We start from the raw sequence: 12,318 nt of genomic DNA, 5'->3' as shown, positions 1-12,318 counted from the left end.
TTGTCATCAACATACTAAAATGGAGGTTAAAGGGGGCATAACCGTGTTTAATATTATTCGTTCAGAAGAAAGATACCAAGCTGATTATGGTTGGTTGCAGACAAAATACAGTTTTTCGTTCGGCCCATATTATGATCCGGACAATATGGAATTTGGGTCGTTGCGCGTGTTGAATGACGATATCGTGGCGCCAGGGACCGGCTTTGATTTTCATCCGCACAACAACATGGAGATCGTCACGTATGTGATTTCAGGAGAGTTACTACATCAGGACAGCATGGGCCACAAAGAGGTGATTCGGGCGGGCGAAGTACAGTGCATGACGGCGGGAACCGGCATTTATCATTCTGAAACAAATCCCTCGTCCACCCAACCGGTTCATTTGTTGCAGATCTGGTTTTATCCCGAGCAACAGGGACTCACCCCCACTTATGATCAAAAAGCATTTCCGGTCAGGCAGCAGAAAAATATGTGGATCCCAGTGGTGACTGGACACAAGACGGAGGAAGCGCTACATATCCACCAAGATGTGAGCGTGAGCATAGCCACATTGGAAGCGGGCAAAACGCTGACCTGTGAGCAAGCACCGGGACGGCGGTTCTTTTTGTTTGTCATCGAGGGTGCTTGTTTGGTAAATGGGGAGCGGTTGGAGGCTGGCGACAGCATCCGGGCGGTCGGAATCGAGCAACTTGAAGTGGCAGGGCTGAGTGATGTCCATCTGATGTGGATGGATTTGGCGTAACAATCCCATTCCAAATGGAAGCGAAACAGCGGGTTAGTCCGGTGGCGACGACTAGCCTACGTCTCCTGTTTTTTCTGTCTACCTCCAGATTATTGCTCCAGTTTGACGAAATTTCTGCACAGATTGTCACATTTTTGTCGAAATTTGTTTTATGATAAAAGAGCAACGATCGTTGGAGGAAGGGGATTGGCATATGCTGTACGGGATTTTTGGTATCCTGTTGTTTCTCGGTGGGGCGCTCGTCGGCTATGAGGCCTTTAAACTGTGGACGAGCCCGGTGCATGTAGGGATAGAAAAGGTCAGCCTGGCGGGTTGGGTGTTAGCCGTCGATGTGCCGGAAGCCGAAATCGTGAAGTATATCATTTCTTTCCTCATTTTGAGCGGAGTGTTGTTTCTCGCTTCTTTGTATCTGTTTAAACGGGCCTGGCTAAAGCAGAGCTGAAGCAGCACCAGTGGCATCTTCCATAGGGGGAACCTGATTGGTTCTCCCTTTTTCGCGTGCCTTGATGCATACCGCGCGGCTTTTGGTGAGAAGTTAACAATGGTGATGTATATGAGTAATCCATCTTTTCGCATTTGGCGAAGGAAAGAGCAGCGAAAACAAAAGAAGCTTGATGAACATTATGAAAAGCAATTGAATGCGGCGTTGGGGGATGAGCCGATCAAACCGACCGCCAAAGAAAATGCCGACTTCATCAATAAGGTGTTAGGGGATTGTTCCGATTTGGTCACCCGCTCGTTCACCATGGAGGGAGAGGTGGGGTGCGCTGTTCTGTTCATTGATGAGTTGGTCAACAAGGAAGTGGTTCACAACTTTTTGTTGCGCCCACTCATCAACAGTGAAAAGACTCGTCAGTCGGCAGACGAATTATGGACGATGATTACGAAAAACATCGTGGAAGTGGGGGAGACCAAGGAAGCAGATGATCTGAAGACGGCGGTGGACGCCATCTTGAGCGCGGACACCGTTTTGTTCATTGACGGGTTGAAAAAAGCGCTGATTGTCGGAACCAAGGGATGGGCTACGCGAGGCGTGAGTGAGCCGAGGGCGGAAGCCGTAGTACGCGGACCGCGTGAAGGCCTCAGTGAGACGATGTGTTTCAGTTTGGCGATGATTCGCCACCGCTTGCGTGATCCCAACTTCAGGGTGAAGTACCACACCATCGGCAAACGCACCAAAACCACTGTGGGCTTGCTTTATATCGAGGGCTTGAGCGATCCCAAAATCGTCAAAAAAGTGACAGACCGCCTGAAAGAAATCGAGATTGACGGGGTGCTGGAAAGCGGGTACATCGAAGAGATGATTCAGGATCAAATATGGACGATGTTTCCACTGGTGCAAAACACGGAGCGCCCCGATACCGTCGTTGCCCATCTGCTTGAGGGGAAAGTGGCCATTTTGGTTGAAGGGACGCCGCACGCATTGATTGCGCCGGCTGTGTTCACCCAATTTTATTTCAGTCCGGAAGATTATTATGAGAAATGGTACCACTCTACTTTTTTGCGGTTCATCCGCTTGATGAGCATGATTATCGCATTGTTGCTGCCTGCGCTGTACATTGCGTTTGTCTCCTTCCACCCGGAGATGCTTCCGGCCAATTTGGCGATTGCTATGGCCGCAGGTAGGGCGACGGTGCCCTTCACGGCCACTTTGGAAGCGTTGCTAATGGAGATTAGTGTGGAAATACTGCGCGAAGCAAGTATCCGCTTGCCTGGCCCGATCGGCCCCACGATTGGGATTGTAGGTGCGTTGGTGATTGGTAATGCGGCGGTCACAGCCGGTCTTGTCTCTCCGGCCATTGTGATTGTCGTTGGTCTGACCACGATCAGTTCGTATGCCAACCCCAGCTACAACGCCGCTATTGCTGTGCGGTTGCTTCGGTTCGGCTTTATCATTTTGGCAGCGATGTTTGGTTTGTTCGGAGTGATGATGGGACTGATGATCATGGTATTGCATCTGGTGCAGTTGCGTTCGTTGGGCATTCCGTACATGGCGCCGTTCTCGCCGCTTAACTTGCGGGATTTGCGCGATTCGTTGGTGCGGGTTCCATGGAGATGGATGAACCGGCGGCCGGCTGTTTACCGCTCGCAAGATCCGAGCCGCCAAGGAAAGGGGGGGGCCGAATGAGCAAACTTCGCTCCGAACCTGATGTTGGTCACACGATTTCCCCTTACCAAGCGTTCGTTCTGATGTACCAGTCGATGTATGGGGTAGGGATCTTGAGCTTGCCGCGAGATGTGGGGAAATTCACGGGGAATGATCTGTTATGGGTCATCGTGGTATCCGGTTTGACTGTGTGGGGGATCGTCATGCTTAATACCTGGTTATCCCAAAGATACCCAGGGATGACCATCATGACGTATGCTCCTCGGATATTGGGAAATGACAAGCGTGAATGGGTGGGAAAGGTGCTCACTTTTCCGATTTTGGCAGGCTTGGCGATTTTCTGGATCTTGGGGATGTCCATCAGTACACGTGTTTTTGGGGAAGTGGTGGTGACCGGGGTCTTGGTTCAAACCCCTATCGAAGCGGTGATCTTGGTGTTTCTGATCGCCAGCGCCATTGCCGGGGGCAGCCATCCCACCAATATGGCCAAGTTTAACGAGTTTATGTTTCCCTTTACCTTGATCCCCATCCTGTTGTTGGTGATTGCGCTGATTCAGCGTGGGGAGTTGGCAAATCTGTTTCCGATGGGCGAAGCCAATTGGCCGTTGATTTTGCGAGGTGTGGTCAGTGCCACTTATTCGTTTGCCGGTTATAAAATCCTGTTGATATTCAGCGGTTATTACGCGAAACCCCAAAAATCGTACAAATCCCACTCCGCTGCCTTGTTGAGTGTGACATTTATTTATTGGTTTGCCTGTTTGACTTCGCTGAGTGTGTTTGGCAAAGACGAGATTAACAACATTTTGTATCCGGTTTGGGAATCGATTAAGGTTGTCTACTTGAAAGAGCTGTTTTTTGAACGGATGGAGTCAGCGATCTTAGCGATCTGGCTAATCGCGGTGTTCTGTTCCATCTCGAACTTGTTGATGAGTTTGGTGCAGGCGCTGATGGATGCTTTCCATCTGCATGAAAAGTGGAGACGTTGGGTTTCGTTTGGCATTTTGCCCATCGTTTACTTTATTGCACTGACTCCCCAAAACATCAAAGTGGTGGGGATTTATGCTTCCCGACTGGGCATATTTGCCCTAGTGATGGCACTTTCCATTCCTGCCATCCTTCTGCCAGTCTCATTGATCCGCAAGAAGAAAGGAGAAAGCCCTAGTGAAACGACGGCTAGTTAAAGGAATACTCGCTTTGCTGGCGTTCATCCCGCTGGTCGGGTGCTGGAATGCGCAAGAGATTGAGAAGCGCACGATTGTCGTTTCCATGGCGATCGACCGTAATGAGAACGGAGAATTGACGGTTAGCATCCAAGTTCCCAATCCACGTCAAATCGCTGGTGGCGGTGGTGAGGGAGGAGGCGGAGGAGGCGGAGGAGGGGCCGTTGAAGTCTATTCGGGAAGCGGCCCGACACTGGAAGCGGCGTTTGGGGAATTGAGTCGCAAATCGATTTATCCCATGTTTCTGGGGCATATGCAAACGCTGATCTTTAGCGAGGAAATGGCCAAGCAAGGCATTGCCCCGATTCTGGACTTGCTGCGTCGTGATCCGGAGATCCGACGGCACATGTACCCGATCGTCGTGTCCGGCAATGCCAAAGATGCCTTAACGGTTCAGCCCAAATTGGAGCAAATTCCTACTTATTATGTGCGCAACTTCATTGAAAGTCAGGCTGACTTGGAGAGAGTGTACGACATGACTCTGGGGAAAGCTTTTGTCGACTTGAGCCATCCAGGTAAGCAAGTGCCGTTGTTCTATTATTTCAACGCGACGAAGGATGGCTTCAAATACAATGGAATGGCTGTTTTCCATGGCGACAAAATGGTTGGTACGCTGGATCCTAATGAGATGAACATTGTGCTCAATGTACGTGAAAAAAAGGCGGGTAGGATAGTCGTTGTCGGTTGCTCCGGAGGAAAGATCGTTTTCAGGCCATACAAAGTGAAGCGCCGATTCACCATCACCAATCAACCGAAAGCGATGATTGCCATCGAGTTGGCGGGAGAGGTGTTGGAGAGCAGTTGCAACTTCACGATCAAGGATGAACGCGCGCTTGAGAAGGTGAATAAGATCGTCGCTAGCCAGTATGAACAGATCGCTCGAAAAGTGACCGCCCGAGCTCAGCGAGAATTGAAGACGGATGTGTTCCAGCTCCGAAACCACGTTCATTCTTACTACCCTCAAATATGGAAAAGAGTTAATTGGGATACTGCGTTTCCCCACATGCCGATCCAGATGAAGTATGATGTCAATGTGAAACGAATTGGTTTGAAAGCCCAATGATGATGGGGAGAGGAGTGAAAAAATCTTCACGTCCTGTCCCTTTTCATTCCGATGGACTATGATATAATAAGGAAAGTTTTGAATGGGACAGTCTGTTCAAAGCGTCTGGTAGTTTAAAGAAACTGGTGAGAATGAATGATGAAACCTTTTGCATATGATTTGACTTTCCCTGGATGGAAAGAGTGGATGAAAGAAAATCAGCAGCCAGCTTTCCGCGCGAAACAAGTGATGGACTGGCTTTATGTCAAACGGGTGGATGCGTTTGATGAAATGACCAATTTGCCCAAGGATTTGCGGGAGCGGTTGAATGAGACGTTCCGCTTGCAACCGTTGGACGTATTGACCACCCAAGTCTCTTCCGATGGGACAGTGAAGTTTTTGTTTGGTTTGCATGACAAACATGCCATTGAAACGGTGATCATGCGCCACCAATACGGCATCAGCGTCTGCGTGACCACGCAAGTTGGTTGCCGTGTCGGTTGCACGTTTTGCGCCTCCACGCTGGGCGGGTTAAAACGGAACCTGAGCGCAGGCGAAATCGTGGCCCAGGTGGTGCAGGCCCAGAAGTATTTGGATAAAACGGATGAGCGTGTGAAATCCGTCGTGGTGATGGGTTCAGGCGAGCCTTTTGAAAATTACGAACCAACCATGGATTTCATCCGCATCATCAATGATCCCGCCGGTTTACATATTGGACAGCGGCACATCACCGTTTCTACCAGTGGCGTCGTGCCCAACATCTATCGCTTTGCGGATGAGGATTGGCAAGTGGGCTTGGCGATCTCGCTCCATTCACCCAATACCGAGCTACGTTCCAAATTGATGCCGATCAACCGGCGGTATCCGCTGGCTGAATTATTGGACGCCTGTTGGTACTATTTAGAGAAAACGGGGCGTAGACTCACTTTTGAATACGCTTTGATCGGGGGCAAGAATGACCAGCCTGAGCATGCGCACGAGCTGGGCAAACTCTTGAAGGGGATGAATTGCCTGGTCAATCTGATACCCGTCAACTATGTGCCGGAGCGGGATTACACCCGCACGCCGAGAAAACAAGTGTTTGAGTTTAAACGCATCCTCGACTCCTATCGCGTTAACACCACCATCCGCAGAGAGCATGGCCATGATATCGATGCGGCGTGTGGACAATTGAGAGCAAAGCATAGTAATGTAAATGCGTGAGATAGATATTCTCCTGAAACCGGCATTTGCGTTGCATGCCGCGTTTACCGGCGGTTCCGGTAACCATGCAGTGACGCGTTCTCTTTGCATTGATATGGCAAGCGGACAACGAAATAAAGGGAAAGGGGTAACCGGAGATGTTGATGGCACGGCGTACTGACATTGGCCGCGTGCGCGATCTCAACGAAGACAGCACAGGTCTTTTTGTCACCGATTCCGGAACGGTGATCGCCATTGTCGCGGATGGCATGGGCGGTCATCAAGCCGGTGATGTCGCTAGCAGCGAAGCGGTGGACACCATTCAAAACGTGTTAAAGATAGAGAATTTGAACGTCTCCACCGATGAGAAAAGCGAAGTCTTGTTACATGCGGTGGGCAAAGCGAACGAACGAGTCTATACACTCGCCACCGAGAATAGTCATATGCAAGGGATGGGTACGACCACGATCGCGGCGATTGTGGATGAGCATGAAGTGGTTTTGGCCCATGTCGGCGACAGCCGCGCGTATGTGTTGCACAATGATGGGTTGTACCAGTTGACCGAAGATCATTCCTATGTGAACCTCTTGATCAAGCACGGGCAGATCACGGCGGAAGAAGCACGCAATCATCCGCAGCGCAATATGATCGTCCGCGCAGTGGGTACCAGTGAAGATGTGGAAGTGGATTTGGTCAACACGCCGTGGTCGGAGGGAGATTTCCTGCTTTTGTGTTCTGATGGGCTCACCTCCATGGTTAGCGAGCGGGAAATCGGCATCGTGTTGTCATCCACAAGCATGAGTATAGATGAGAAAGCAGATAAGTTGATCCAACTGGCATTGGAAGCTGGTGGAAATGATAACATTTCCTTAATTCTTCTACAACATACAGGAAGGTCGGCTACATCTTAATCGGGTTCAAGGAGGAACGAGGTGACCATGCAGATGGAAGGGAAGAAGCTGGGGGGACGGTACGAGATAGTGAGCCGTGTTGGCGGCGGAGGGATGGCGGTTGTATATAAAGCGAAAGACTTGCTCCTCCATCGTTATGTGGCCATTAAAGTGCTGAGCGAATCCCTTAGCAACGACTCAGAATTCATACGTCGCTTTAGTCGGGAAGCGCAAGCTGCTGCGAGTTTGTCTCACCCCAATGTAGTCAATGTTTATGATGTGGGGAAAGATGGATATACGCACTACATCGTCATGGAATTGGTTGAAGGGCCGACATTGAAGCAATACATTTTGGAGCGTGGGCCGCTGCCGGTGCAAGAGGCTGCCAACATCGCGATGCAGATCTGTGACGGTTTGGCGCACGCGCACGAAAACCAGATTGTGCACCGCGATATCAAACCGCATAATATCTTGCTGGGTTCCAATGGTCGAGCCAAAGTGACCGACTTTGGGATCGCTCGTGCAGCGAGTTCGTCTACGATCACTCAGACGGGTTCGGTGATGGGATCAGTTCATTATTTTTCGCCGGAGCAAGCGCGTGGCGGCGTGATCGGCGAAAAGTCAGACCTTTATTCATTAGGGATCGTGCTGTATGAGATGTTGACGGGGCGCCTGCCGTTTGACGGGGACTCTGCGATTTCCATCGCTTTGAAGCATTTGCAGGAACAGCCGGATGATCCGCGTCGGTTCAACGAGCAGATTCCTGATAACATGGCGGGCATCATCATGAAAGCGCTGGACAAAGATCCGAACAACCGCTTCGCTTCTGCCCGCGATATGATGCACACCCTGCAACAAGCGGTGCAAATGGGGCCACGGATGGAGTCCAATTGGAGCGCTTCGCCCAAGCCTACACAGAAGCAGATGTACCAGACGATTCCGTTGACCGATGACGACAACGACTCGCCTGTGGCCACGATGAGAGAGGAGCGGGAGCCGTCATATCGCTCACCGATCCAGCGGCCGGAGATCCGCTCCAGCACGCAGAAGCAGCCTGGCCTGGGCGACAAGACGCTGGCCAACTTGGAGCGGTTGAAAAACGTGCCCAACGGCGGTGACCAAACGATTTTCCAACGCACCGTCGTCTGGTTGGAAAATGTGCAGGCCAAACTGCCGTGGTGGCAAAAGCTCTTATTCGGACTCTTTACCGTCTTTGTGATTCTCGTCATCAGCGTCTGGGGTTTCAATCAAATCTGGGGCTTGTTTAGCGGTGGCAGTGACGAGCCAAATGTACAACAACAATCGGAATGGATTGTACCTGACAACTTGAATACAAAACAAGACGTGGAAAATTTCGTCAAGGAGAAAGGGTTGCCAGAACCGGAGTTCCGGTATGAAAAAGGCGAAGCGGATAAGGTGTTAGAAATTTCCCCCTCTCCTGGGGAGAAGTTTGATAAAAACACCCAGTTCAAGGTGAAAATAGGTGTCGAGGGCCAGCCTTTGGATAATTTTTTCGGTAAATATGAAACTGGTATGAAAAATATAGCCTATAGTTCGGACTATAAAATCGTGCTTTATCGGTGTCCTGATCCCGAGGGAGCAAGGGCCGGTTATGCCAAGATATATAAACAAGAGCCAAAGGCCGGCACATATGTGAAAAAAGGGGACACAGTAAAAGTTTATTCGTACATTACTCAGATGCCAGAATGCAGAGAAACTCCTTGGAGTCAGGTGAAAGGATAATACGGTAAAAAGGAGGTCCTATATGCCGGCAGGGCAAATCGTCAAAGCGATCAGTGGATTTTACTATGTGCGCTCGGAGACGGGGGAAGTGTTTCAATGCCGGGCGCGCGGCGTGTTCAAATTTGAAAAGAAAAAACTGACTCCGCTGGTGGGCGATTTCGTTGAGTATGACGTGACGGGGTTGGACGAAGGCGTTGTGACCTCCGTCCAACCCCGTTATTCTGAATTGACACGCCCACCCATCGCCAATGTGGATCAGGCGATCGTCGTTTGTTCCCTTCGTGAACCGCATTTTCAACAGATGCCGGTAGACCGGTTTCTGGTGCATGCGGAGCGGGAAGGATTGGACATTGTGATTGTGATGACCAAGCGGGATTTGATTGAAGATGAGAGCGAGATTGAACGAGTGAGAGAGATTTATCATGCAGCTGGATATCCGGTGGTTGCCACCAGCATTCATACCGGCGAAGGGCTGGATGAGGTTCGGGAACGGTTGGCGGGGAAAGTGTCTGTGTTTGCAGGGCAGTCGGGTGTGGGCAAATCCTCTCTGCTCAATCAGCTGTTGCCGGGTCGGCGATTGGAGACAGGTTCGGTGAGCAAGAAGCTGGGGCGGGGCCGCCATACGACGCGACAAGTGGAGCTGTTGCCGCTTGACAGCGGCGGACAGGTGGCCGACACCCCCGGATTCAGCCAATTGGCGTTTCAGGGGATGGAACCCACCGATCTGGGCGCCTGCTTCCCGGAAATGCGCGAACGGGCGGAAGCGTGTCGATTTCGGGGCTGTCTCCATCTGAACGAACCGGGGTGCGAAGTGAAAGAGGCGCTTTTAAACGGGGAGATCCATCCGGATCGTTACCAGCATTACGAAACGTTTATGAATGAGATCAAAGAAGCGCTTTTAAGGAGGTATTGAGCATGATTAAAATAGCCCCATCGATATTGTCGGCCGATTTCGCGCGGCTGGGAGATGAGGTCAGGGAAGCGGAACAGGCTGGCGCCGATTGGATTCATGTCGATGTGATGGATGGCCGGTTTGTGCCCAACATCACCTTGGGTCCGGTGGTGGTGGAGGCAATCCGGCCCCATACTCGCCTGCCACTGGATGTTCATCTGATGATTAACGATCCGGATCACTATATCGAAGCTTTTGTCAAAAGCGGTGCGGATGTGGTGTCAGTGCACCAGGAAGCTTGTCCCCATTTACATCGCACCGTATACCGCATCAAGGAGCTGGGTGCCAAGGCAGGTGTGGTTATCAATCCAGCGACGCCCGTTTCGCTCATCGAGCCGATTCTACCAGATGTGGATTTGGTCTTACTCATGACCGTCAATCCGGGGTTTGGTGGTCAGAAGTTCATCTCCAGCGTGTTGGACAAGATCGGACAAGTCCGCAGATTGCTGGTTGAGCGCAGCTTGTCTCATGTCGATGTGGAAGTGGATGGCGGAATCAATGCACAAACGGCGGCACTCGTCGCTCAAGCGGGTGCCAATGTCTTGGTCGCCGGGTCAGCGGTATTTGGACAAGCGGATCGCCAAGTAGCGATGGTTGCTATCCGGGAGGCGGGCGAGCGGGCGTACAGTCGTGGCTGACGCTTTTTTGTTTGGTTTGAGTAGGATAACCCGTCCTATGGCATAAAGAAGGAGACGGTAACAGCATGAGACAAGGACAACGTTTAGTCAGTATGGTGGAAGTGGCCATCATGGCTGCCATTGCGATTGTCTTCAACCACTTGACGCCGTTTCAATTGTGGCCCAACGGGGGATCGATTACCCTCTCAATGGTGCCCATTGTGGCGGTGGCGTTTCGTCGTGGAGTGAAACCCGGACTGATGTGCGGCCTGTTGACGGGGGCATTGTTGATCGCTTTAGGTGGAACGGTTGTCCACCCAGTGCAGGCCGCGCTCGATTATCCGATTGCGTTTGCCGCCGTTGGCCTGGCCGGGTGGGTGCGGCTTAGCGAGGGGCGTTCCCGCCAACGGCAATTATGGCTGATCGGTTTAGGCGTGTTGGTGGCTGGAGGCATTCGTTATTTGGCCCATGTCGCGTCAGGGGTCGTTTTTTTCAGCGAGTATGCGGGTAACCAGCCGGTGCTGTTGTATTCGCTTGGTTACAACGCCACGTTTATGGTACCGGAAGTGCTGATCACGCTTGCTGTTTGTGGTGGCGTGTATTGGACTGCCCCTCAGCTATTGTGGCGTCGTGAACGGAGGGGATGAGGTTTGTCTCGGCAACCGATGGTTTATGTGGTCGCGGGGGGCGAGGTGACCGAGGAAGAATTGATGGCCATCCAAGTGGAACCGGGATTTGTGATCACGGCAGATGCGGGAGCACAAGCTTTATTGCGGATGGGAATGAAACCACACTTGGCGGTGGGTGATTTTGATACGACGGGTCGCGGATTCGTGGGCGAATTGGCCCGGCTAAAGGTGCCGACAGAAGCATTGCCGGCGGAAAAAGCGGTGACCGATTTGCATTTCGCGCTGATCAAAGCCGTGGAGCGAGAACCGGATGAAGTGCGGATCTTGGGGGCGCTCGGCGGCCAGCGATATGATCACATGTTGGCCAACATCACTTTGTTGGAGTGGTTGGCGGAGCAGGGTGTCGGCGGCGTGTTGCTCCACCGCACCAACCGCATCCGCTTGTTGGTCGGACCGGGCCGACTCTCCCTCCCACGGCAAGGTTTTCAGTACGTGTCATTGATTCCGCTGACGAAAGAGGTGCAGGGCGTGCGGACGGTCGGGTTGAAATATCCGTTGCACAGCGAAACCCTGCATCGCATCGAGAGCAGGGGGATCAGCAATGAATGGAGCGACGCCGAAGCGATGGTGGCGATCCAAGCAGGGAAGCTTTTGGTGGTGGAGAGCAGGGAAGGGCTCGTCCCTTAATTCCCTGTTCTAGGTACCATTTTCACCCTATAGAATATAAATAAGTTGATGACATGTATCGCGGTCGATTCGACCGGGACGGTTAAGGGGTGAGAACGTTGCGTTTCTATACCATCAAGCTGCCCAAGTTTCTAGGCGGCGTCGTCAAAGCGATATTAGGCATGTTGAAGAAAGACTGAGCATCAACCCCCAGTTGTTGCAAAAACAAAAAAAGCACCCGGTGAGGTGCTTTTTCTTTTGGCTTTACACGCGGGTGACCAAGCCGGATTTGAGAGCACGGGTGCTCACATATACGCGTTTTGGTTTGCCATCAACGAGGATACGCACTTTTTGTACGTTTGCTCCCCATTTCTTTTTGGTTTTGCGGTTGGAGTGGCTAACTTTATTTCCGGTACGTCCTTTTTTGCCAGTAATATAACATACGCGAGCCATTCTTCTGCACCTCCTCTGTCTTTCGTGCGAAAGGCTTCCGGGGATGGATAGGATCCAGTGGGAAGCCCCAACGAA

The 12,318-nt window shown here is 51.6% G+C and carries 15 protein-coding genes; 14 read left to right on the top strand and 1 reads right to left on the bottom strand.

Going from position 1 to position 12,318, the window contains the following annotated elements; translation table 11 throughout:
- Positions 1–43: 43 nt before the first annotated feature.
- The 14 genes from EDC32_RS11175 (at position 44) to spoVM (ending at position 11,990) form a co-directional block, all read left to right on the top strand.
- Positions 44–742 carry a pirin family protein gene (locus EDC32_RS11175; RefSeq protein WP_132222275.1) on the top strand — a complete coding sequence of 233 codons (699 nt, stop codon included), beginning with the start codon at positions 44–46 and terminating at the stop codon, positions 740–742.
- Positions 743–935: 193 nt separating this feature from the next.
- Entirely contained in the window at positions 936–1,184 is a 249-nt protein-coding gene (locus tag EDC32_RS11170; RefSeq protein ID WP_022736403.1) for a hypothetical protein, read from the top strand.
- Positions 1,185–1,295: 111 nt separating this feature from the next.
- Positions 1,296–2,870 carry a spore germination protein gene (locus tag EDC32_RS11165; protein WP_132222273.1) on the top strand — a complete coding sequence of 525 codons (1,575 nt, stop codon included), beginning with the start codon at positions 1,296–1,298 and terminating at the stop codon, positions 2,868–2,870.
- Positions 2,867–4,030, top strand: a complete 1,164-nt coding sequence (locus tag EDC32_RS11160; RefSeq protein WP_158283345.1) for a GerAB/ArcD/ProY family transporter — start codon at positions 2,867–2,869, stop codon at positions 4,028–4,030. Before EDC32_RS11165 ends, EDC32_RS11160 begins: the two co-directional genes overlap by 4 nt.
- Positions 4,011–5,132 carry a Ger(x)C family spore germination protein gene (locus EDC32_RS11155; protein ID WP_132222269.1) on the top strand — a complete coding sequence of 374 codons (1,122 nt, stop codon included), beginning with the start codon at positions 4,011–4,013 and terminating at the stop codon, positions 5,130–5,132. Before EDC32_RS11160 ends, EDC32_RS11155 begins: the two co-directional genes overlap by 20 nt.
- Positions 5,133–5,270: 138 nt before the next feature.
- The gene (gene rlmN / locus EDC32_RS11150) at positions 5,271–6,314 is read left to right on the top strand and encodes a dual-specificity RNA methyltransferase RlmN (protein WP_106341662.1); all 1,044 of its coding nucleotides are present in this window, start codon (positions 5,271–5,273) and stop codon (positions 6,312–6,314) included.
- Positions 6,307–6,474: a hypothetical protein gene (locus EDC32_RS16390; protein WP_158283344.1), complete on the top strand. Its 168-nt coding sequence runs from the start codon at positions 6,307–6,309 to the stop codon at positions 6,472–6,474. Before rlmN ends, EDC32_RS16390 begins: the two co-directional genes overlap by 8 nt.
- Complete coding sequence (locus tag EDC32_RS11145; protein WP_083465022.1) at positions 6,458–7,204, top strand: Stp1/IreP family PP2C-type Ser/Thr phosphatase; 747 nt, start codon at positions 6,458–6,460, stop codon at positions 7,202–7,204. The genes EDC32_RS16390 and EDC32_RS11145 overlap by 17 nt, the downstream gene beginning before the upstream one ends.
- Before the next feature lie 33 nt (positions 7,205–7,237).
- Positions 7,238–8,926 (top strand): Stk1 family PASTA domain-containing Ser/Thr kinase, encoded by a 1,689-nt coding sequence (pknB, locus tag EDC32_RS11140; protein WP_246026953.1) that lies wholly within the window; start codon positions 7,238–7,240, stop codon positions 8,924–8,926.
- A gap of 22 nt (positions 8,927–8,948) precedes the next feature.
- Positions 8,949–9,839, top strand: a complete 891-nt coding sequence (gene rsgA, locus EDC32_RS11135; protein WP_132222265.1) for a ribosome small subunit-dependent GTPase A — start codon at positions 8,949–8,951, stop codon at positions 9,837–9,839.
- Between the two features lie 2 nt (positions 9,840–9,841).
- On the top strand, positions 9,842–10,516 hold the full coding sequence (gene rpe, locus EDC32_RS11130) for a ribulose-phosphate 3-epimerase (RefSeq protein WP_132222263.1): 675 nt from the start codon (positions 9,842–9,844) through the stop codon (positions 10,514–10,516).
- Between the two features lie 65 nt (positions 10,517–10,581).
- Positions 10,582–11,142, top strand: a complete 561-nt coding sequence (gene thiT / locus EDC32_RS11125) for an energy-coupled thiamine transporter ThiT (RefSeq protein WP_132222261.1) — start codon at positions 10,582–10,584, stop codon at positions 11,140–11,142.
- Between the two features lie 3 nt (positions 11,143–11,145).
- Positions 11,146–11,811 (top strand): thiamine diphosphokinase, encoded by a 666-nt coding sequence (locus EDC32_RS11120; RefSeq protein ID WP_132222259.1) that lies wholly within the window; start codon positions 11,146–11,148, stop codon positions 11,809–11,811.
- Between the two features lie 89 nt (positions 11,812–11,900).
- Positions 11,901–11,990 carry a stage V sporulation protein SpoVM gene (gene spoVM / locus EDC32_RS11115; RefSeq protein WP_083465010.1) on the top strand — a complete coding sequence of 30 codons (90 nt, stop codon included), beginning with the start codon at positions 11,901–11,903 and terminating at the stop codon, positions 11,988–11,990.
- A 64-nt stretch (positions 11,991–12,054) separates the two neighbouring features.
- On the opposite strand, the gene rpmB is transcribed toward spoVM, so the two are convergent.
- Complete coding sequence (gene rpmB, locus EDC32_RS11110) at positions 12,055–12,243, bottom strand: 50S ribosomal protein L28 (protein ID WP_022736392.1); 189 nt, start codon at positions 12,241–12,243, stop codon at positions 12,055–12,057.
- Positions 12,244–12,318 lie beyond the last annotated feature (75 nt).

Source organism: Laceyella sacchari (assembly GCF_004343255.1).
GTDB classification, from domain to species: Bacteria; Bacillota; Bacilli; order Thermoactinomycetales; family Thermoactinomycetaceae; genus Laceyella; species Laceyella sacchari.
This window is presented reverse-complemented; position numbering and strand designations above follow the sequence as displayed.